Source organism: Shewanella sp. 10N.286.51.B7, from assembly GCF_002873615.1.
GTDB classification, from domain to species: domain Bacteria; phylum Pseudomonadota; class Gammaproteobacteria; order Enterobacterales; family Shewanellaceae; genus Shewanella; species Shewanella electrodiphila.
Genome location: NZ_MCUF01000034.1, coordinates 62,175 through 82,521, shown reverse-complemented (window position 1 = coordinate 82,521; position 20,347 = coordinate 62,175). Strand labels below are relative to the sequence as shown.

Sequence of the window (20,347 nt, the reverse complement as noted above, 5' to 3'; positions counted from 1 at the left end):
TAATTATACTGTTGTTTTTATTAGTTAATATTGTTTTTAGGTTTTGTTAGGTCTGAGGCGTTTTATGATGTGATCTAGCTCAACAAATCATTGGTTTTTATCTTTAAACTTAGTCTTGCTCAAATTAATTATATCGCTAGCTGAACTGCCAGGTTCGACTGCAACATATAAAATAATGATGATTAGGAGTGGGACAATGAAACAGGCTAAATACAAGATAGCAGCACTAAGTGTGCTAGTTTGTCTTGGCATTGTTGGCAATGCAACAGCTGCTGGTGGCAAGTATAATAGTTTTCCAGAAATGGGTAAGACAGCACAGAAAGTTATTTCAAATCCAAATGGAGATGAAGAATCAAAAGGCGTTAAAACGCTACAAGATTATATTGTTCAAGAAAAAGAACTTTTTGATTATTTATTCCAGAACCATCCAGTATTTAAATACCATGAAGAAGGTAACTTAGTGGGTGATTACCACATTAGTGATCGTGGTGAAGAGTATTTAGATACAGGTAATAGCCCTAAATATAGCAAACGTGTGGGTCGTCCAAGCGCTGTTCAATATCGTTTAGGTGCTAAATCAATTCTTGACTACCCAAACAAGTTTGTTGGACCTGAAAAATGTGGTGAATGTCATGCTGTTCAATACGAAGCATGGAATCGTTCTCGTCACTCTAAAACAATTCGTTTCCCTGGTGAACATCCAGAAGTGGATAACGATTTGAACAAGACCATGTATAACACCAAAGATACCTCTATTTTGGCTGATGGTATTACGCCTGACATGATCTACGCAACTGTGGGTACACCACGTACTAAATACGGCTTCATTGATGCATGGTTAGTCCGTGGTACTTACCATATTCGTGACGGCTTATTGAGAGATGGCAGCGGTAAAATGGTCGCTGGTGGTAATCAATTCTCACGTGGTTGGGCTGAATGGTTAACACCTGAAATGGCTGCCAAAATTAACGCAGTTATCCCAGAATTTCCTGAAACTAACGATGGTAAAGCATTTGGTCTAAGTGGTTCTCACCAAGTGGGCATGAGCTCATACGGTGCGAAGTATGAAAAAGAAATGTTGTTCCAACCTGCAAGCTCTTACTGTGAAGTGTGTCATAGCTTCAAGTTCGACTTCGAAACTAAAGATGAATACTTAGCTGCTTTAGGTGACCCTAAAAAACTACAAGAACATACCATTTCTAAAGGTATTGCTTGTGAAGAATGTCACGGAGCTGGTGGTCATCTCGATGGCGGTAATGGCGGCGGAATGCCTTCGAATTGTGAACGTTGTCACCAACGTTTTAACTTCGTTGATGAGCTAGCTGATACTGAAGAAGGCCAAGATAAACTTGAGTATGCTTTTGGTGTGAAAATGAAGTCTGCATGTCCATCATGTGGTACTGAAGGTTCGCAAATGTTCGCTTCTATGCATTATGAAAAAGGCATGCGTTGTGCGACTTGTCATGATCCACATGAAGTTACAAGCAACGATTGGAAGTCTGGTTATACCAAACCGAAAATGAAGAAAGAGTGTTCTGACTGTCACGCAGCGCAAGCTGAAATCGCAGCAAACACTAAGACTCATAGCGACCAAAGCTGTACAAGTTGTCACATGCCTAACATGGGCAGTTGTGAAAACTTCACCGCAATGCAGTTCCCTGATCAAGCTGGTTTCGACGCGGTTCGTAAGTCGCACATGTGGAAGATTGAAATCGACCCAACTCAGAAGACATTGAACCCACCAGAAGGCAAACCTCGTGAATCTACTGTGAAAGGTTGGACTGTTGCGAAGAATGCTAATGGTAATAACTACTTAGATTTAATGTGGTCTTGTGCTCGTACTGCTATCTCTGATGATAATGTCGTTAATGGTAAAGGTTGTCACAGTCAGTTCCAATCAGAACTTGACCCAAGCCTACATTACGAAGATCAACAAGAGATCTACGGCGAAGTGATGAAGTTCCAAACGCCTATCAAAGAAACTTACGCTCAAGTTGTCGGCGCTCTTGACACTATCGACCAATTATTAGAAGTGACTAAGTTATCTGTTGAAGATAAATCACAAGTTCTTCTATTGGCTGATAAAGCACAAGATGCAGTGACGCTGCTTGAAAAAGATGGTTCTTGGGGTGTCCATGGTGCGCGTTATACCCATAAACGTATTGATGCAGCACTCACTTACGTGACTCAAGCTCAAGCCATTATTAATGGTAAAAAAATGTAAAACCCTAATGGCTACTCACGTATGTGAGTAGCCATTTTTTAATAACTCGGCGTCAGCCGATGCCGAGATATTTTGAGAGAAAACCATGAAAAAACTACTTAGCAAGATTTTGATTTCAGTATCGTTGTTCGTCGCAGTGCAAGCACAAGTGTTTGCTGGTGCGGGTGGGGATCTCATTCCAATTCCTATTAATGACATTCAGCTTAATCCGATTTCAATGCGTGAAGCTGAGTCGTTAGTGGGCAATGAAGATGTTTATTTTTTTGATGTAAACACATTGGAGTTATGGGCTGAAGGGTTTATCCCTGGTGCGGTGTACTTCAACGTGAAGAACTGGAAAAAGTTACTTCCAAAAAATAAGGATGCGGTGATGGTGTTCTACTGTGCTAACACTTTATGTACTTCAAGTGCGATGGCTGCACGAGAAACAGTAAAACTAGGTTACACAGGGGTTAGACATATGGCCGATGGAATTTACGGCTGGCGATTGTCAGGAAGAGTAACAGAATTACCTTAACCATTTTATTACCTATTTAAGACCTGATGATGTGTTGTCGCTGGGTCAATCTATTTTCCAAGAGAGAGTGCCAAATGAAATTATTAAAGAAAAGTACCTTAGCCATTGCAACGTGTATGACATTGGTTTTATCAGTAGGCAGTTTTGCTGCTCAAAATGTAGAAAGCGATGTTGAAAAACAGTCTTACAGCATGGGCGCTTCTATTGGTAATTACCTATCAAGCCAAATTTATAACCAAACAGAGCTTGGCGCTCAAATTAATGTTCAATTGGTGATTGATGGTGTGATTGATGCGCTTAAGAATGAACAAAAAATGTCTGATGAAGATGTGCTGACTTACTTAAACGATCGAAGTGAACTACTTAATTTATTGAGTAGCCAAAAAATGCAACAAATTGCCCTTGAAAGTAAAAAAGCCAGTGATGCTTTCTTAGTTGAAAACAAAGCGAAAGATGGCGTTAAGGTGACGGGTTCTGGCTTGCAGTATGAAGTGATAAAAATGGGTGAAGGCAAAAAACCTAACCCTGAAGATGTGGTAACGGTGAAGTACAAAGGCACATTAGTTGATGGGACTGTATTTGATGAAATGACAGATCCAGTTCGTTTTGCATTACTGACAGCCATTGCTGGTTGGGAAGAGGGTTTACGCTTGATGCCTGAAGGCTCAACCTTTCGTTTTGCCATTCCATCTGAGCTAGCGTATGGCAAAGACGGTGCTGGTGATATTCCTGGTGATACCGCATTAATTTTTGAAGTGGAATTAGTTAAATCTGAAGCGCCGAGTGAAAACGCAAAAGGTATGGGCCTAACAGGTATGGGCATGAACGGCATGATGGGCTCTCACTAAGCTTTTACTAACAACAAGTTGTCATTGAACGTTTGGTGATAACTCATTAATTAAATTCAAGAAAGAAGAGACACTTATGAATATTCTGGCCTTAGGTATAGCAGTATGTCTGAGTATATTTATCGGACTCTTCTGGATTCATCACAGTGTATATAACCGTAATTTGAGCAGCACTGTGATGAAACAAGCCAATAAAGTGGCTGACGGTAACAATGGCGAGCATTGCCTTAAATATGATGAATTTAAGCTTGCTGGTTCTTATCAAAGTCCATTATGGATGTCAGTCGCTGTATTGATTTTTTCGTTATCTATATATGCCAGTGGAGGACATTTCCAAGGTTGGGATAAAGGTCAGGTAGATGAATCGGTGGATTACTTGATTGCAGCCAGTATTACTAAAGGGCGAGATCAAGTTCAGCAACAACCACAAAATGAATTAGCGCTTATTTCGTTAGCACAATCATATGCAGAAGGCGGTTTATATGCTGACTCTGTGACGACGCTAGATCAGTTAATTGAGCTAGTGGGTGCTGATGCTGAGTTATTAGGCATAAAAGCGACATCAATGTATTACCGAGATAGTCGTCAGTTTTTACCTGAGACCAAAATGGTCATTGATACAGCGTTGAGTTTTCAACGTGATGAGCTTAATACCAGATTGCTACTCGCAACAGATGCTTACCTTAAGGGTGAATATGTTGACGCGATAGATCACTGGCGCATCTTACTGACCAATCAAACTCAATCTTTTAATAGACAATCTATTAATAACGCAATTATGAAAGCCGAATTTAAATTAGATGAATTGAGTCGATGATTCGTCATTTGAATTTGCAGCGAACCAATAAATACCAGTCAGCGATAGCTGCACTAGGGAGGATGTTGTGAGTGAAAATATAGAAAGACGGAGGTTTCTAAAAGGTATTGGAGCTGCTTCTTTAATTCTGGGCCCTATGGGCTGTACTTCAGTTAAAGATGACAACGAAGATGCTAACAAACCTCATTACGTTATGGTGTTTGATCAAAATAAATGTGTCGGTTGTGGTGAGTGTAAAGAGGCATGTAATGTCGCGAATAACTTACCTGACGGCAAATCAAGAATGTTGATGGAACATCAATCTGGCGGTGTTGAAGGGCAAGCATGTCCACATTGTGGCAAAGAAGAGTGTAACTGCGAACGTAAGTTTGTACGTGTTTCTTGTCAGCAATGTAAAAACGCGCCATGTGTCAGTGTATGTCCTACAGGTGCGGCACATAAAGATCCTAAAACAGGGATCGTCACCATGGACGCAAGTAAATGTGCAGGTTGTAAATACTGTATTGGCGCCTGCCCATACAATGCACGTTTTATTAATGAAGAAACTGATGTGGCTGATAATTGCGATTTCTGTTTAAACAGCAAATTATCAAAAGGTGAGTTACCAGCTTGTGTACAACAGTGTAAATATGATGCGTTGATCTTTGGTGATGCAAACGATCCAACCTCATACGTTAATAAATTATTAGCGGTGAAAGACTCTGTGCGTATGAAGCCTCAATTTGGTACTGAACCAAGCCTTCGTTACATTCCAGTTGTTAAGTTGGGGGTATAAGATGGACGGTTCAATGGAGTTTACCATGGGGCTATCTGAAGGGGTTGCATGGCCTTGGCCAATTGCTGTTTACCTTTTCTTAGCCGGTATTTCAGGTGGTTCTTTAGTGGTTGCTTTAGCAATTCGCTTTTTTAAAGGCCAAACTGAAACTACCCCACTGTATAAAGCTGCCAGCTTAATCTCGTTTGTGACGATTGCACTGGGTATGTTATGTCTGGTTTTAGACTTAACCAACCCATTGTTCTTCTGGCGTATCTTGGTGTTCTACAACTTCACATCTGTGATGTCAGTAGGGGTTATCGCTTTATGTGTGTACATCCCACTTACGGCAGTGTTGTGTCTTTATGCCTTTGAAGATGAAATCAAATCGATTCCAGCATTAAGTTTCTTGCTACCTATTATTAATATGCTTAAACCAGTTCGCAAACCTTGTGAAGTGACTGTATTAATTTTAGCGGCATCTGTATGTGCTTATACCGGTTTCTTGATTTCAGCGTTGATCCGCTTCCCACTGATTAATACTGCAGTTTTACCAGCGCTATTTATAGCGTCAGGTGTCTCAGCAGGTGCGGCAGCATCAAAAATGTTGTCGGTATTCTTGTTCAAAGAAGACATGCACAGCAGTGAACTTAAAATCCTTCATGGGGCTGAATGGCCAATCATGATTGCTGAAATTTTGTTTATCTGCATGATCGCAATGTCGCTTGCAACGGGTAATGCTGGTGCGCAATCAGCTTTTGAAGCATTTACCGCTGGTGTATGGGCAAATCTATTCTGGATTGGTGTTGTAGGTGTTGGGTTCTTAGGGCCTATCTTGCTTAACTTCGCCACAGGTAAAACCTTTAGCCATTCAGCTAAAGCATTTTACTTATCAGGATTTTGTGCCATTAGCGGCATGATGTGTTTACGCATGTTTATCCTGTATGCAGGACAAACATACGCAATTTAGTGTTGCCAGAATCACCCTTAAGCGCATATGTCTTCCCTTAGTCATTTTTAAGGGTGATTCTTTTTACTTTGTAGAGCTCGTGTTGAGTTGGAAATTTAAATGAAAAAAATCCTATCGTTATTACTACTAGTGCCATTGTTATTTGCCTGTACTCCAGACAAGGTTGGCGCAGAGGCGAGTGGTCACAGCCATGCCATACATGAGCATGATCGTTGTCATATGTGCGGCATGATGATCACAAAGTACCCTGGTCCTAAGGGGCAATTGAGCTTAAAAAACGTTGAAGTAAACCCTTCTTTTTGTTCGACACGCGATCTGTTCAGCTTTTTATTACAACCAGAAAATACCCGTCAGGTGAACCAAGTTTGGGTGCATGATATGGCTAAAACAGACTGGGATAATCCCAAAGATGAATTCTTTATTGACGGTAAAACTGCGACATATGTTTATGGCACCAGTCGACAGGCGGTGATGGGCCCGGCTGTAGCCTCATTTAGTACTAAACAAGCAGCGCAAGATTTTGCCCGTGAGTTTGGTGGGGCTGTATTGAAGTTTGACGACATTACCATTGAATTATTAGGCGAGAATATGAGCCATCATTAAGCCTATAAAAACAAAGGTGTTAGCTTGGTAAAGTATTAATGTTTTTAATTTACTGAAAGTCATTAGCTAAGCAAATTCAGATAATTGGTTAGATGAAAGTGAGAAACTCCATGGGTAAATTTGTATTGATTTGGTGGTGGATTATTGGTGTATTTACTGCACCTATTACGCTTGCTGATTCAATGGAAATAGATGTTAATCCACTAGTCAAATCTGTTTTATTGCAAGAGATTATTGACGAAGCAAGTGCCCATGACAGCATTACTTTGAGTAATAAAACTTATCTTGGTAATGCGATTATTAATAAGCCCCTCACATTAATCGGTCATCCCAGGTCAATTATTGATGCTCAAGGTCAAGGTAGCGCCATCACGATTGCCAGTAATGACGTCAATATTAAGCAATTAAATATTCTCAACTGGGGAGACGATCAATATGAACTGAATGCAGGCATATTGATTAATGATGGCATGACTAACATTGTCATCACAGACAATGTACTCACAGGCGATGGTTTTGGCATACGCGCCGATAATACTCAGCATATTGAAATTTCTCACAACCTGATTAGCGGCGATGCTGAACGCTTTGTATTGGATAGAGGCGATGGTATTTATCTAAAACGTGTGGATCATGCTGTTATCAATGGCAATGTTATTAAAGATGTAAGAGATGGCGTGTATCTAGAATCAGGTAAACACAGTTTAGTCACCAATAATCAATTTTCTAAGCAGCAATACGGTATTCATTACATGTATACCGAAGATGACGAAGCCTTTAATAATGCAGCCACAAAAGTCGATGGTGGTTACGCATTAATGAACTCTAAGCGGATTAATCTACATCATAATCAAGTTAATGGTGCTGCGATATTTGGTGTGTTGCTAAACATGACCAATGACTCAGACGTTCATGCCAATCATGTGAATAATATCGTTAATGCAAACCCTAAAATGCCAACGGGCGATGAAGGTAAAAGCATGTTCATTTATGGCGCCCGTGATAACCGTGTTTATAACAATGAATTTGCTAATAGCGAAATTGGTATTTATATGGCGATGGGCGGCGAAGGCAATCAAATATATCGTAACCAGTTTATTAATAATCAAGCTCATGTGAAGTATGTCGGCGATACGATTGTTGAATGGAGTCATAAAGAACAAGGTAATTATTGGAGCGGTTTTATCGGTTGGGATCGAACAGGTGATGGGTTTAGCGAGCAAGCTTATCAGCCAAGCGATCATTTAGATCGTTTGTATTGGCTTTATCCTGAAGCGCATTTTTTATTGAAAAGTCCTGTGGCTTCTTTGCTGCGCTGGACTCAGCAGCAATTTCAAATTATGCCGGAAGCAGGTGTGATGGATAGTTTTCCAATGATGAGTCCGACTGCAAATTCCAGTATTGGTTATGCCGCTGAACTAGCAGATTATCCATATGTAAATTCAAAAATAGTTTCAACAACTCAGCCTTCTGAGCATTCGTTAAATAAGTAGGTTTTTATGCCAAGAAATTCAGTTATTCAGGTTCAGAACCTCATTAAACAGTACGGTGAATTTACTGCCGTCGATAAGATCAGTTTACAGGTACATGCGGGGGAAACGTTAGCATTGCTAGGGCACAATGGTGCAGGTAAATCTAGCCTGATAAAAATGCTGTTAGGCATAGTAAAACCCACATCGGGCCAAATTACCATGATGGGTAAAACGGTGACTCATGAGAAAGATCGCCGTCAGATCAATCTAGGTTACCTACCTGAAAATATCAGTTTATATGAAAAGCTCACCGGCAAAGAGGTGTTGAATTATTTTGCCGCGTTAAAGCGGATTGATAAATCAAAAGTTCTACAAGTACTGGAAGAGTTTGGCCTTGAGCATGCGCAAGATAATCCGGTTAAAAGCTATTCAAAAGGCATGAAGCAGCGTCTAGGTTTTGCCCAAGCAATATTGTCATCTCCTGATATTTTATTACTTGATGAACCTACAGTTGGACTTGATCCACAGGCCTCACTGTTTATGTATCAAAAGATTGATGAACTCAAACGCCAAGGTTGCGCCATTGTAGTGTGTACCCATGAGTTGGCAGTTGTTGAAGATAATATTGATCGTGCTTTTATTATGGCTAACGGCATGGAATTAGCCTCTGGCTGTGTAGAGACGTTGCGCCAATTAACAGACTTAAAAGTGTTGTTTAAAGGAGAGGAAATTAATCAAGCGATAGCAGAGGATGAGTTTTTAAATACATTGGCTGTGAATAATCAATTATTGATTCATCAGGTAGATAAGCCAAGAGTCATGCAGTATCTCACGCAGCATTGTGGCGTTTATAACTTCTCTATTGAAGAACCAGGTTTAAGTGATATTTATCATCACTGCATGAATAACCGTCAGCAAAACGTTGCTTGAGGAATTAAGATGTTTACACCTATTTTAACCATCGCCAGTAAAGAAATTAAAGACAACTTTCGTAATCGTTGGGTGGTGTTTATCGGTCTGATATTAACTAGTTTATCCTTAATAATTTCATTTTCAGGTTCAGTTGTCACGGGTGAGTTAGCTGTTCCAGAGCTGCCAATGTTAATGGCCAGTCTAAGTTCCATTGGAGTATTTATTTTACCATTAACGGCTATTTTGTTGAGTTATGACAGTTTTATTGGTGAAGAAGAGTCTGGTACCTTGCTGTTGCTATTGTCATACCCTTTAAGCCGCAGTCAGATATTATTAGGTAAGTTTGTTGGCCATATCACTGTGCTAGCTTGCACTATTGTATTTTCTTTTGGATTAACAGCTGCACTTATTCATGTGTTTACTGGCACTGAATTGTCATTATTGTTGCCGTTGTTCTGTCATTTAGTGTTTAGCAGTATTTTACTGAGTATGTGCTTTGTATTAGTGGGTTATGTGGTGAGTTTGCAGGTGGCTGAAAAAGCTAAAGCCATTGCTATTTTATTGTTTATTTGGGTAGCGGTTGTATTGGTTTACGACCTTATTTTACTCACACTTATGGTAGCGGAAACTGTGGAGCTTTCTAGTCAACTTTTACAGGTAATGATACTGCTTAATCCAAGTGACATTTTCCGCGCTCTGATGTTAGTTGCTGCCCCTCAACAAGATACTAGCAGTAGTTTATCGTCGTTAGTTCAATTTCCTCTGTCTAACTTGTATATCGCATTAACAATATGGGTTGGGGTAATGATGTTGATTTCACAAAGTTTATTTCATCGAAAAATATTTTAACTGCAATGCTTAATTTTAGAGAATGAAATGGTTATTCATTCACAATATTAATAGCAGTAATTAACAAAAATATATTTTGAGCTATGTCTATATAAGTGTTTGTATTATCTGATTTTAAAATATTTTAAGACTGAGTCGGCAATCACATATTTTTGATAAGATATGAATTATGATTCATGTGATTTCAATTGACTCAATAGTAAAACTTTAGGTGCAGGCAGTGCTAAAAATTACTTCATATTTAACACTCGATACTTCAGCCAAGCAGCTGATTAATCATCTTAATGATGAGAAAACCAGTCTGACTTTTTCTGAAAATGCAGTATTAATTAAACTATTAGATAATAGCGAAGAAATCTGGACAAAAGAGCACCTATTGGCGGAAGGATGGCCTGATAGGGTGGTTGCGCCTACCTCATTAACTCAATGTATTAGTACATTACGCCGTAAATTAGAGCCTTTTTCTGAAATTCATTTAAAAGCTGTCGCAAGACGTGGCTACCAGCTTCATATTGATGAACGCAGTCATGTGAAAATGGTTTCTTTAACTGACTCCGGTACGATTAGAGCTGCTTTTTTAGATGTCAGCGTGATGGTCAAAATTGCTGGAGCGTTATTTGTTATTGGATTAATCATTCTTGCTTGGTATCAATGTGAGTACCATAAAGTCCTAAAAAATACCGCATTTTGGAGCAGCGGCAAGCAAGTCGAACTCAATATTGGTGGTGTAAAAGAAAGCGCAACCTTATTATATAAAGATGATACAGATCAGTTGCATGAGTCGAAATGGCAAAAACATATTGCGCCTGAAAGTAATGTTGTGCTTGGACTCAAGGGCTTTAGCGCTTTCGCATTGACCAATGGAAACAATTACTCATTTGCTGCTTGTCCTGGTTATGCATTAGATGATTGTAATGGCGTTGGGATTATCAATATCAATGCGCTATCTCCAGAGCCTGCTGGCTTGAATATGCGTGAATTTGTACCGTTAACTAAAAAAATGGAAGAACGTATTCGATTTAATCGAGTGCTGATCCCAAAAGATAGCGTTGGCAATATTATCGAGCATCATTACCATGCTGACGTGTATTTTCCCGCAGCAGGTGAGAAGCTTATCCGTGGTGATTTTAGTCTCTCACTTGTCTATGACGGTGAAAAGAGTGGCCAAATCTATACTACGACCTGCATCACTGACGAAGATTGCAGCACGACGCCAATTAAATGGAAAACCCGTGGTACGTTTAATCAATATGAACAAACCATTGGCGATTATGAGGTTGACGTTTTCTATAGCAAAATAGCTCAAAAAGAGTTTATTAAGCCAGACTTCGTTACCCCGTCAGCAATGCGCTTTTACCGTGAAATCCGTCGAATGGATATTCAAGAAACCGAATTGATTTTCTTTAGAGTGCATTCCACTGAGAATACCGCTGTATGGATATTCCCTTTTATGGATGGACTTGTAGCTTGGTCTAAATATGAGAAAGTACAATTCTAGCCATTAGTTTAGCGTACTGAATAATTGAGTTTTAGTGCGAAGAAATAATGGGGGTAAACAAAAAGCCGACTAAAATAGTCGGCTTTTTAATGGGTAAATCAATTAGGCTTATTTGATAAATGCGAAGGCATCACCATAAAGGTGAGCTTCATCAACGCCCATTTCACGAAAGACTTCACGTGCTGCACCAACCATATCAAAACGGCCTGCAATGTAGATGTCGTAACCCACTAAGCTGACATAGTCTTGCTTAATTTGCTCAAGCAAATTGGCTTGTTTGCCATTCCAGTTAGCAGGTGCTTCTTCGACAACAGGCACAAACTCTAACCAGTTGTGATCAGCATGCCATTGACGGGCAATCGCTTGATAGTACATTGCATCTTCAGTGCGGCAGCCCCAATAGAATTGAGTTGCTACTGTTTGACCTAACGCGATTTGATTTTCAATGATGCTTTTGATGTAAGAGAAACCTGTACCACCAGCTACCATAATACGTGGACGTTGGCTTTCAACGCGTAAAAAAGCATTACCTGCTGGGGCTTCAATGTCTATGTATTCATCATTTTTTAGACGCTCTACCACTTGCATTGGGTAGCTTTCAGAAACAGCAGCGCCGATATGCAGCTCAAGCAGTTCTGCATTTGGTGCAGATGCTATTGAGAAAGGACGTTTGTCTTTTTCTCCCATCACGATCGATAAGTATTGCCCAGCTTGGAACTCAAAAGCCGCTTCAGGCTTAAGAAATACCTGAAAAACTGCGTCATTAAACGCGGTGACTTTTTCAACTTTACAGCGAATGGTGTTCATCTAACGTCCTTTGTGACCCTTTCTGAGAAGGGTTATTTTCTTTTTATATGTGGGTTCTAGGTCAAGCTAGTGTGATATAGATCACCATTATAGCGTTGGAGTGTCATCAATACCTAATTCTTCCCAAATATGATCAATCTTTTCTTTCACTTTGGTGTCCATCACTATCGGCGTACCCCATTCTCTGTCAGTTTCGCCAGGCCATTTGTTAGTGGCATCTAAGCCCATTTTTGAGCCTAATCCAGCCACTGGTGAAGCGAAATCTAAGTAGTCGATTGGGGTGTTATCTACCATCACAGTGTCACGGGTTGGATCCATACGGGTAGTAATAGCCCAAATGACATCTTGCCAATCGCGGCAGTTCACGTCTTCATCTACGATGATGATGAACTTAGTGTACATAAACTGACGTAAGAATGACCAAGCGCCCATCATCACGCGTTTAGCATGACCTGCATATTGCTTACGAATCGAAATCACTGCCATACGGTACGAGCAGCCCTCTGGCGGCAAGTAGAAATCGATTATTTCAGGGTATTGCTTACGCAAAATTGGCACGAATACTTCGTTCAGTGCAACCCCGAGCATTGCAGGTTCATCAGGTGGACGACCTGTGTAGGTGCTGTGATAAATAGCATCTTTACGTTGGGTCATATGGGTGACAGTAAAGACAGGGAACTTGTCTGTTTCGTTATAGTAGCCTGTGTGATCGCCGTAAGGACCTTCTTCAGCCATTTCTTCTGGGTCAATATAACCTTCTAAAATGATTTCGCTGGTAGCGGGGACTTCTAAGTCGCAACTTAATGCTTTACAGACTTCAGTGCGTTCACCGCGCAATAGGCCGGCAAAGGCGTACTCACTCATTGAATCTGGTACAGGAGTAACGGCGCCTAGAATGGTCACAGGATCTGCGCCTAGAGCTACAACAACAGGGTAGCGCTCACCTGGGTGTTTTTCTTTAAAATCTTTAAAGTCTAACGCGCCACCACGATGGTCAAGCCAGCGCATAATAAGCTTATTTTTACCGAGTAATTGCTGGCGATAAATACCTAGGTTTTGGCGTTTCTGACGTGGCCCTTTAGTGATGGTCAGGCCCCATGTTACTAATGGAGCGACATCCCCTGGCCAGCAGTGTTGAACTGGTAGTTTGGTTAAATCCACATCGTCATCGGTAATAACCACTTCCTGACATGGAGGGTTACGCACGGTTTTAGGCGGCATGTTCAAGGCTTGCTTGAATTTAGGGATTTTAGCAATCGCGTCTTTAAAGCCACTAGGTGGTTCTGGCTCTTTTAAAAACGCCAGCAATTCACCGACTTCACGCAGCGCTAATGGATCTTCTTTACCCAATGCCATGGCCACACGTTTAGGTGTACCAAACAGGTTAACTAGCACTGGCATGCTGTTATCTGTTGGGTTTTCAAAAAGCAGGGCTGGACCACCAGATCGTAATACACGATCGGCAATTTCTGTCATTTCTAGATTGGGATCAACAGGATAACTAATACGTTTCAGTTCACCGTTGGTTTCTAGGTGATCGATAAAGCTACGTAAATCCTTAAAACTCATGGCTTATTCACTCTATTGTTAATCGCTCTTTGGGGCGCACTATAGCATTTTTATAATATTGGGTTAAGCCAAGATTATTAGTAGGACGGAATTTTGAGGTAAACTGAAATGAGTAAAGTTTGCCCGTTTCTTCATGTGAGTTTTTGTTTGAACCCAATTGTCAGGTAAGTGGGAATGAACTGAAGAAACTAAGGAGTAATAGTATGACTGATAAACATGATGACCGAGAGCTTTTGCACCGTAGGCTTTACGGTTTAATAATACTCACGCCTCTTTTACTAACTGTGTATTCAAGTGCTACTAATGCTGAAGTATATACTCATCATCAGCTCTCTAAAGTGGCTGCAGATGAACATTCGCGGCACGCTACAAGTTATTCGACAGGTAAGCATGTAAACGATCGGTACTCTCGCCATTCAGGATCGTCAGTGAGATGGGGTGTAGGTTATAACAACTATTGGGGCCCAAGCGTTGGTATTGGTTGGAGTAGCGGTTGGAATAATCGATGGCATAACCGCTGGGGCTATAATGGTTGGCGTTCCCCATATCGATACGATTATTATGATCGTTATTACCGTGATCGATATATGAATAATAGACCGCGCAGCAATTACGTTCAAAAAGCGACGCCGATCGAAGCGCCTAAGCGTACTACGACTAGTATTGAATATGCCAAAGGACTGACTCAGCTACCAGAAAATGCGCGAGTAATTCAGCGCGATGGTCAGACTTTTTATCAATGGGATGGTAAAGAGTACTATTTTGATTGGTCTACAGAGCGTTATCTGGCAGTGAGTCAATAAACTCTTATTCCGCTAATTCTGAACAATATGATCACCAGTACCTGTGACAGTATGTTTTTAACTTAAAAATGGTGAGATGCAGATGTTATTCGAGCTGTCATTAAAAGTACCATTGAATAGAAAGGTAAAAGCCCTAATGAATCCATTTCATTAGGGCTTTTGTTGTTGCATTGTCTTACGACATTTTATCGTTACATATTATTATTTTTATTCCCTGTAACGTACTTCAAAATAGCCGCTGTTGTTTATGGGGGCACAACAGCAATTATTAAGAATGAACTGACAAACTTGCCTGTCATTATATTTTTATTATCCCTTCCCAATCGCTTTCGCTGATGAGAAGTCAAGCAAGTTTGTCGTAGCACTTTACGCTGTGAACCTAACCTTAATTACCACTAGATCCAGCATAATAAATTGACAAGATATGTTGCTAGTTTTAACTCTCGCTGGGGATCGAAAGCTAAACAACTTATCTTGCCGAAACTGCTAATGATTATTGAGTAACTCGCTTAACTTAGTTGTTCAATAAAACATTATAAAATTGACAAGAAGAGTGACTGTTATCAGCTAATCATAACTGCCTAATATTCGCTGGGGGACGAATATTAAAGCCACTTTTCTTGCCTGAACCGCTAATGACATTTTAAGACAAACCACTCACTCATTTGCTCAAATTCTCACTGTAAAATTGACAAGAGAAGTGACTGTTATTATCTAACTGCTTAACCTTCGATGGGGGACGAAAGCTAAAGCCACTTTTCTTGCCTGAACCGCTATTGAAATTTTAAGACAAACCACTCACTCATTTGCTCAAATTCTCACTGTAAAATTGACAAGAGAAGTGACTGTTATTATCTAACTGCTTAACCTTCGATGGGGGACGAAAGCTAAAGCCACTTTTCTTGCCTGAACCGCTAATGATCTTTTGAGGCAAACCACTTACTCATTTACTCAAATTCTCACTGTAAAATTGACAAGAGAAGTGACTGTTATTATCTAACTGCTTAACCTTCGCTGGGGGACGAAAACTAAAGCCACTTTTCTTGCCTGAACCGCTAATGATCTTTTGAGATAAACCACTCACTCATTTACTCAAATTCTCACTGTAAAATTGACAAGAAGAGTGACTGTTATTATCTAACTGCTTAATCTTCGTTGGGGGACGAAAGCTAAAGCCACTTTTCTTGCCTGAACCGCTAATGATCTTTTGAGACAAACCACTCACTCATTTACTCAAATTCTCACTTTAAAATTGACAAGAAGAGTGACTGTTATTATCTAACTGCTTAACCTTCGATGGGGGCGAAAGCTAAAGCCTCTATTCTTGCCGGAACTGCTAATGAACCAATATTTTTATTGTGTTCACTTATTTATATTCATTACTGGCTTCGAACTAATTACTATTGATTGCAACCAGTTGCTGGTTTAGTTGAGACAGCTTACGTTGTAAGTTCGCTATTTCAGCAGTGATGGCACTTTTGTTCATAGTGGCACTTTTGTTCATAGTAGCGCTAAGTCTCTGGTCTTTCTTTCTCACCCATTGATAAATGGTTTTAGCAGACACACTGTACTGTTTTGCAACATCCGAAATTAACCGGTTTTGCTGTTGAACTTCCATGATCACTTGCTGTTTAAGCTCGGTTGTATAAGTTCTGTTTATTGCTGTCATAACACTACCTACTACTTAACTTGATGCTGTTACTATTCGTATTCAATTTATTACTTAAGCCGATAACTCTATGACTTGATATTGTTATCCACATCCCAACAGCTAAAACCAAGATGATGAAAAAAGTTCCATTGGTATTGGCATTGCTCAAAGATGACTTTTAGATGCTCCATGTTTTTCTCCTTTATCATATTTTGTGTCTTCACTGTTGCTCCAAATGGGTCTTTTGGGGTGAAATTGGTCAAATATCAAACTACCCCTAAGGTGGTATATATCTATATGGAATACTTGTGCCAATTTTGTGATAAATATTTTTTCATTTAAAAACAGTGGTTTAATTTTTTAAAGTGATAACTCTAAAATATAAGGTTGCCCCTCATTGGTGCAAAATGTCTTATCTGGTGCAAAGTTGCGTGTAATTGGTAAAGAATAATAACCAGTGTTGTCAGCAAGGATTTTACCTTAAGTTTGTGTCAGAAATTTGATCGTCTAGCTAAGAAGGTAAATTAGCAATATAGGCGGGAACAGTGGTTCTAGATTTCATTGATAAATTATATAAAAGTTACAAAAATGACTGCTTTAATTTCTTATAAATCATAGGTGTAGCTAAGTAGGTTTGTATGAATAAATCTCTGAAGTTATTATTTGAAATCTGCGTTTGAGAGTTTGAACTTTAAGATAGCCAATATGTATAGAGTACAAGGCTCGAAAACTGCAGGGGTTTGGCTGTTTATGTTATCCATTAGCTTAAGATAGATATTCTAGCCTCGTATGATGAGGCTAGCGATGGCGGGATGTCTTACTTACCGTTTTAGATTACATGACTGATTACATTAGGAATATGGTCGCAAGCCCTAAGAATGCAAATAAGCCAATCACATCAGTGACGGTTGTCAGTACCATGCCACCAGCAAGTGCTGGATCGATGTTGAGTTTTTTAAGTATCAACGGGATACTTGCACCAGCTAAGCCTGCGACAGTCATATTGATTAGCATGGCCCCGCCAATTAAGCCGCCTAATGCCATGTCATCTTTCCAGAGCCATACCGCAAAAAATACCAGTACAGACCACATGATCCCGTTAAGGAAACCAATGGCTAATTCTTTACCGATAAGCCAACGGGAGTTACTTTGACCAATATGGCCTAGTGCAATACCACGTATAACCAGCGCTAATGTTTGGTTACCTGCAACACCGCCCATACTTGGCACAATGGTCATTAAAATAGCAATGGTGGCAAACTGCTCTAAGGTGCCTTCAAACATGTTACTTACTGATGCAGCAAGTAACGCAGCAAATAAGTTAATTGTGAGCCATAGAGAGCGTCTGAAGGTACTTTTCATGACGGGGCCGAAGGTGTCTTCGTCATCATCCATACCAGCCATCCCCATCATGGAGTGTTCGGCGTCTTCACGAATAACATCGACCACGTCATCAATGGTGATACGACCTAACAGCTTTTGTTCTTCATCTACGACAGGGGCTGAAATCCAGTCATGGCGTTCGAATAATTGCGCGACTTCATTATCAGGCATTGCCACAGGGATACTTTCAAGCTCAGGATCCATAATGGTTCGGATCGTTTCGCTCGGATTACAAGTGAGCAAGTCGGCTAAGCGAACTCCGCCCAATACATGATCGTTTCGATCAACGACATACAAGGTATCAGTCGTATCGGGTAAATTCCCGCGCTGGCGAAGGTAGCGTAATACTACATCAATATTAACGTCTGGTCTGAGGGTGACGGTATCGGTGTTCATGATACTGCCAGCGGTGTCGTCAGGGTATAACAATGCTTGCTCTACACGGTGACGATCTTGGCTGCTCATTGATTGCAGAACTTTTTTATATACTGCGTCAGGAAGGCTTCTTAAGATATAGGCTAAGTCATCGGTATCCATGCCAGAGGTAGCTTGCGCAACTTTTTCGGGTGTCATACCGCTGATGAGCGAATCTTTAAGTTCTTCACCAAGATCTTCTAAAATATCACCCGCTTGCTCCTGGTCAATGAGTTGCCATAGAACTTGACGAGTTTTAGGTGGAGAAGATTCAAGGATGAGGGCGACATCTGATGCTGCCATATCATGGAGCATGTTTCTAACATGGACAAACATACCGCTGCCCAAAGCTTGAGTCAGCTGATTTAGGCGCTGTTCGGTAAGCTCGCTGTCGATTACTTCGATACTCATTCGCCACTCCTCAAAAATTCGATTGCCAATATTAACTTAACAGGGTGGAAAGGGAGAAGCAGTTTCTAAGCGTCGTCAAGTTACTGCATAAAAATTAAGCGCTTTATTGATTTTTGTTGGACTTTAAACAGTATAGTGAACAAAACAAACTTGAAGGGAATTAACTGGAGAAAGGGTAGGAATAATTATAAATAGAGAGTTTGTATACCGTTGGGGTTGACTGAGGCAATTGAGATTACAACGGGTTTGATATCAACACTGGTGATTAATGTCGAGATTAGCTTTCTTCATCAAACTTGTCATTGATCAATTTACATACCGCATCTAAAGCGAGTTGAGCATCAGCGCCTTGTGCTTTGACGGTGATGACTTTACCTATGCCACTTTCTAGCATTAATAAGCCTAATACACTGGCAGCGCTAGCCTGCTTTTCACCTTGAATGAGGGTTATGCTTGCTTCAAACTCAGTGGCTAGTATGGCCAGTTTAGTGGCAGCTCTTGCATGGAGTCCAAGTTTGTTACTGATGGTGATATCTTTCGAGATACTCAATTCAGTTGTCACAGTTTGAGTTCTCTATGGCGGGCACTGACTTGATGCTTAGTATTAGAAAAGCGTTTTGTTAGTTGATCGGCAATATAAACTGAGCGGTGCTGACCACCAGTACAACCAATCGCGATCGTTAGGTAGCTACGGTTGTTACGCTCAAGGTGTGGCATCCAAGTTTCGAACAAGTTTTCAATTTGCCAAATGAATTTATTCACCAAAGGCTGTCTACCTAAGAATTCCTGCACGGGTAAATCGAGACCTGTTAGTGGTCGTAACTCAGTTTCCCAATGAGGATTTGGTAAAAAGCGTACATCAAACATAAAGTCAGCTTCAGTAGGCATACCATGTTTGAAACCAAAAGATTCAAAGTGGATCACTAATTCTTTATCAATGCTACCCATTAAGATTTGTCTGACTTGATCGCTTAAGTCATAAATCGTTAGCTGCGAAGTATCAATGTAGTGATCGACCATTTTAGCGATAGGCTCGAGTAAACGGCCTTCTAATTGAATCGCTTCTTGCAGTGAAATTTGGTTTTTTGACAGAGGGTGTAAACGGCGGGTTTCACTGTAGCGCTTTAACAGCACTTTATCATTAGAATTTAAAAATAAACTAATGATGGTCGTATCGTCAGAAAGCAAGGCTATCTGCTCTTCTAGCACTTTGCCTTGCTCTTCAATATTACGAACGTCGACGCTAATCGCGACAAGGTCGTTATTGCCTTTGAGCTGTTCAAGTAAACTACCAATAAGTGGTAAAGGTAGGTTATCAACACAGTAATAACCTAAATCTTCTAATACCCTTAGTGCTACTGATTTACCTGAGCCTGATCGTCCTGATACGATGACAAGTTTCATGCAGTTATAACCTGATAAAGTTCTGTAGCGTCATGACTCTTTCGAAGTCGCTTAAGGATTAATTTATCGCTCAGTTTTTCAGCCATACTCGACAGCGTACTTAAATGCTGTTGGCATTGATCAGAAGGAACTAACAGCGCAAATAATATATCCACGGGTTTCTTGTCGATAGCATCAAACTCAATGCCTTCTTCACACTTGATCAAAATTGCTATCGGTTCTTCGATATCAGTTAATCGACCATGAGGAATCGCAATGCCATTTCCTATACCTGTACTACCCATTTTTTCACGTGCTATTAAACTTTCAAAAATAGCCTGTGAAGATAGGGTTGGGTACTGGGCAGCCATTAAATCGCTGATAAGTTCCAGTACTTTTTTCTTACTGCCCGGCGTGGCGCAGGTAGTGCACGCCGGCTGCAGAATGGTGCGAAGTTCCATC

At 40.4% G+C, this 20,347-nt stretch carries 19 protein-coding genes; 12 read left to right on the top strand and 7 right to left on the bottom strand.

Features of this window, described 5'->3' with window-relative positions:
• The first annotated feature begins 196 nt into the window (after positions 1 to 196).
• The 11 genes from BCU84_RS10505 to BCU84_RS10455 all read left to right on the top strand — a co-directional run bounded on the left by BCU84_RS10505 (position 197) and on the right by BCU84_RS10455 (position 11,464).
• Positions 197 to 2,224, top strand: a complete 2,028-nt coding sequence (locus BCU84_RS10505) for a cytochrome C (RefSeq protein ID WP_102528046.1) — start codon at positions 197 to 199, stop codon at positions 2,222 to 2,224.
• Positions 2,225 to 2,309: 85 nt separating this feature from the next.
• Positions 2,310 to 2,741, top strand: coding sequence for a rhodanese-like domain-containing protein (locus BCU84_RS10500; RefSeq protein WP_102440243.1), 432 nt, complete (start codon positions 2,310 to 2,312; stop codon positions 2,739 to 2,741).
• Positions 2,742 to 2,815: 74 nt separating this feature from the next.
• Positions 2,816 to 3,589: an FKBP-type peptidyl-prolyl cis-trans isomerase gene (locus tag BCU84_RS10495; RefSeq protein WP_102528045.1), complete on the top strand. Its 774-nt coding sequence runs from the start codon at positions 2,816 to 2,818 to the stop codon at positions 3,587 to 3,589.
• Positions 3,590 to 3,665: 76 nt separating this feature from the next.
• Positions 3,666 to 4,406 (top strand): nitrite reductase, encoded by a 741-nt coding sequence (locus BCU84_RS10490; RefSeq protein WP_133146636.1) that lies wholly within the window; start codon positions 3,666 to 3,668, stop codon positions 4,404 to 4,406.
• A 67-nt stretch (positions 4,407 to 4,473) separates the two neighbouring features.
• Complete coding sequence (locus BCU84_RS10485) at positions 4,474 to 5,181, top strand: 4Fe-4S dicluster domain-containing protein (RefSeq protein ID WP_102475886.1); 708 nt, start codon at positions 4,474 to 4,476, stop codon at positions 5,179 to 5,181.
• 1 nt (position 5,182) lies between these two features.
• Entirely contained in the window at positions 5,183 to 6,130 is a 948-nt protein-coding gene (nrfD, locus tag BCU84_RS10480) for an NrfD/PsrC family molybdoenzyme membrane anchor subunit (RefSeq protein WP_102528043.1), read from the top strand.
• Between the two features lie 99 nt (positions 6,131 to 6,229).
• Complete coding sequence (locus BCU84_RS10475) at positions 6,230 to 6,733, top strand: nitrous oxide reductase accessory protein NosL (protein ID WP_102528042.1); 504 nt, start codon at positions 6,230 to 6,232, stop codon at positions 6,731 to 6,733.
• A 110-nt stretch (positions 6,734 to 6,843) separates the two neighbouring features.
• Positions 6,844 to 8,226, top strand: a complete 1,383-nt coding sequence (nosD, locus tag BCU84_RS10470) for a nitrous oxide reductase family maturation protein NosD (protein WP_157936217.1) — start codon at positions 6,844 to 6,846, stop codon at positions 8,224 to 8,226.
• A gap of 6 nt (positions 8,227 to 8,232) precedes the next feature.
• Positions 8,233 to 9,135 (top strand): ABC transporter ATP-binding protein, encoded by a 903-nt coding sequence (locus BCU84_RS10465; protein ID WP_102528040.1) that lies wholly within the window; start codon positions 8,233 to 8,235, stop codon positions 9,133 to 9,135.
• Positions 9,136 to 9,144: 9 nt separating this feature from the next.
• Positions 9,145 to 9,966: an ABC transporter permease subunit gene (locus BCU84_RS10460; protein WP_102528039.1), complete on the top strand. Its 822-nt coding sequence runs from the start codon at positions 9,145 to 9,147 to the stop codon at positions 9,964 to 9,966.
• Between the two features lie 220 nt (positions 9,967 to 10,186).
• The gene (locus BCU84_RS10455; protein WP_102528038.1) at positions 10,187 to 11,464 is read left to right on the top strand and encodes a winged helix-turn-helix domain-containing protein; all 1,278 of its coding nucleotides are present in this window, start codon (positions 10,187 to 10,189) and stop codon (positions 11,462 to 11,464) included.
• Positions 11,465 to 11,572: 108 nt separating this feature from the next.
• Here the strand turns inward: BCU84_RS10455 and fre are convergent, their stop codons facing one another.
• Both fre and ubiD read right to left on the bottom strand, forming a co-directional pair.
• Positions 11,573 to 12,271: an NAD(P)H-flavin reductase gene (fre, locus tag BCU84_RS10450; RefSeq protein WP_102528037.1), complete on the bottom strand. Its 699-nt coding sequence runs from the start codon at positions 12,269 to 12,271 to the stop codon at positions 11,573 to 11,575.
• An 87-nt stretch (positions 12,272 to 12,358) separates the two neighbouring features.
• Positions 12,359 to 13,840 carry a 4-hydroxy-3-polyprenylbenzoate decarboxylase gene (gene ubiD, locus BCU84_RS10445; protein ID WP_102528036.1) on the bottom strand — a complete coding sequence of 494 codons (1,482 nt, stop codon included), beginning with the start codon at positions 13,838 to 13,840 and terminating at the stop codon, positions 12,359 to 12,361.
• A 203-nt stretch (positions 13,841 to 14,043) separates the two neighbouring features.
• On the opposite strand from ubiD, the gene BCU84_RS10440 reads away from it, so the two are divergent.
• The gene (locus tag BCU84_RS10440) at positions 14,044 to 14,643 is read left to right on the top strand and encodes a hypothetical protein (RefSeq protein WP_102528035.1); all 600 of its coding nucleotides are present in this window, start codon (positions 14,044 to 14,046) and stop codon (positions 14,641 to 14,643) included.
• Between the two features lie 1,393 nt (positions 14,644 to 16,036).
• Here the strand turns inward: BCU84_RS10440 and BCU84_RS10435 are convergent.
• The 5 genes from BCU84_RS10435 to ptsN form a co-directional block, all read right to left on the bottom strand.
• A complete protein-coding gene (locus BCU84_RS10435) occupies positions 16,037 to 16,312 on the bottom strand; it encodes a transposase (RefSeq protein WP_102528034.1) in 276 nt (91 codons plus the stop codon).
• Positions 16,313 to 17,140: 828 nt separating this feature from the next.
• Entirely contained in the window at positions 17,141 to 18,502 is a 1,362-nt protein-coding gene (gene mgtE, locus BCU84_RS10430; RefSeq protein WP_102528033.1) for a magnesium transporter, read from the bottom strand.
• 277 nt (positions 18,503 to 18,779) lie between these two features.
• Positions 18,780 to 19,052 (bottom strand): HPr family phosphocarrier protein, encoded by a 273-nt coding sequence (locus BCU84_RS10425; RefSeq protein WP_102528050.1) that lies wholly within the window; start codon positions 19,050 to 19,052, stop codon positions 18,780 to 18,782.
• 8 nt (positions 19,053 to 19,060) lie between these two features.
• Positions 19,061 to 19,906, bottom strand: a complete 846-nt coding sequence (rapZ, locus tag BCU84_RS10420; protein WP_102528032.1) for an RNase adapter RapZ — start codon at positions 19,904 to 19,906, stop codon at positions 19,061 to 19,063.
• Positions 19,903 to 20,346 carry a PTS IIA-like nitrogen regulatory protein PtsN gene (gene ptsN, locus BCU84_RS10415; RefSeq protein WP_102528031.1) on the bottom strand — a complete coding sequence of 148 codons (444 nt, stop codon included), beginning with the start codon at positions 20,344 to 20,346 and terminating at the stop codon, positions 19,903 to 19,905. Before ptsN ends, rapZ begins: the two co-directional genes overlap by 4 nt.
• Position 20,347: the final 1 nt, after the last annotated feature.

Excerpts from the sequence above, each read along its gene's own strand:
- BCU84_RS10505 (WP_102528046.1), top strand. The coding sequence starts at position 197 with ATGAAACAGGCTAAATACAAGATAGCAGCACTAAGTGTGCTAGTTTGT.
- BCU84_RS10500 (WP_102440243.1), top strand. The coding sequence starts at position 2,310 with ATGAAAAAACTACTTAGCAAGATTTTGATTTCAGTATCGTTGTTCGTC.
- BCU84_RS10495 (WP_102528045.1), top strand. The coding sequence starts at position 2,816 with ATGAAATTATTAAAGAAAAGTACCTTAGCCATTGCAACGTGTATGACA.
- BCU84_RS10490 (WP_133146636.1), top strand. The coding sequence starts at position 3,666 with ATGAATATTCTGGCCTTAGGTATAGCAGTATGTCTGAGTATATTTATC.
- nrfD (WP_102528043.1), top strand. The coding sequence starts at position 5,183 with ATGGACGGTTCAATGGAGTTTACCATGGGGCTATCTGAAGGGGTTGCA.
- BCU84_RS10475 (WP_102528042.1), top strand. The coding sequence starts at position 6,230 with ATGAAAAAAATCCTATCGTTATTACTACTAGTGCCATTGTTATTTGCC.
- nosD (WP_157936217.1), top strand. The coding sequence starts at position 6,844 with ATGGGTAAATTTGTATTGATTTGGTGGTGGATTATTGGTGTATTTACT.
- BCU84_RS10465 (WP_102528040.1), top strand. The coding sequence starts at position 8,233 with ATGCCAAGAAATTCAGTTATTCAGGTTCAGAACCTCATTAAACAGTAC.
- BCU84_RS10460 (WP_102528039.1), top strand. The coding sequence starts at position 9,145 with ATGTTTACACCTATTTTAACCATCGCCAGTAAAGAAATTAAAGACAAC.
- fre (WP_102528037.1), bottom strand. The coding sequence starts at position 12,271 with ATGAACACCATTCGCTGTAAAGTTGAAAAAGTCACCGCGTTTAATGAC.
- ubiD (WP_102528036.1), bottom strand. The coding sequence starts at position 13,840 with ATGAGTTTTAAGGATTTACGTAGCTTTATCGATCACCTAGAAACCAAC.
- BCU84_RS10440 (WP_102528035.1), top strand. The coding sequence starts at position 14,044 with ATGACTGATAAACATGATGACCGAGAGCTTTTGCACCGTAGGCTTTAC.
- BCU84_RS10435 (WP_102528034.1), bottom strand. The coding sequence starts at position 16,312 with ATGACAGCAATAAACAGAACTTATACAACCGAGCTTAAACAGCAAGTG.
- mgtE (WP_102528033.1), bottom strand. The coding sequence starts at position 18,502 with ATGAGTATCGAAGTAATCGACAGCGAGCTTACCGAACAGCGCCTAAAT.
- rapZ (WP_102528032.1), bottom strand. The coding sequence starts at position 19,906 with ATGAAACTTGTCATCGTATCAGGACGATCAGGCTCAGGTAAATCAGTA.
- ptsN (WP_102528031.1), bottom strand. The coding sequence starts at position 20,346 with ATGGAACTTCGCACCATTCTGCAGCCGGCGTGCACTACCTGCGCCACG.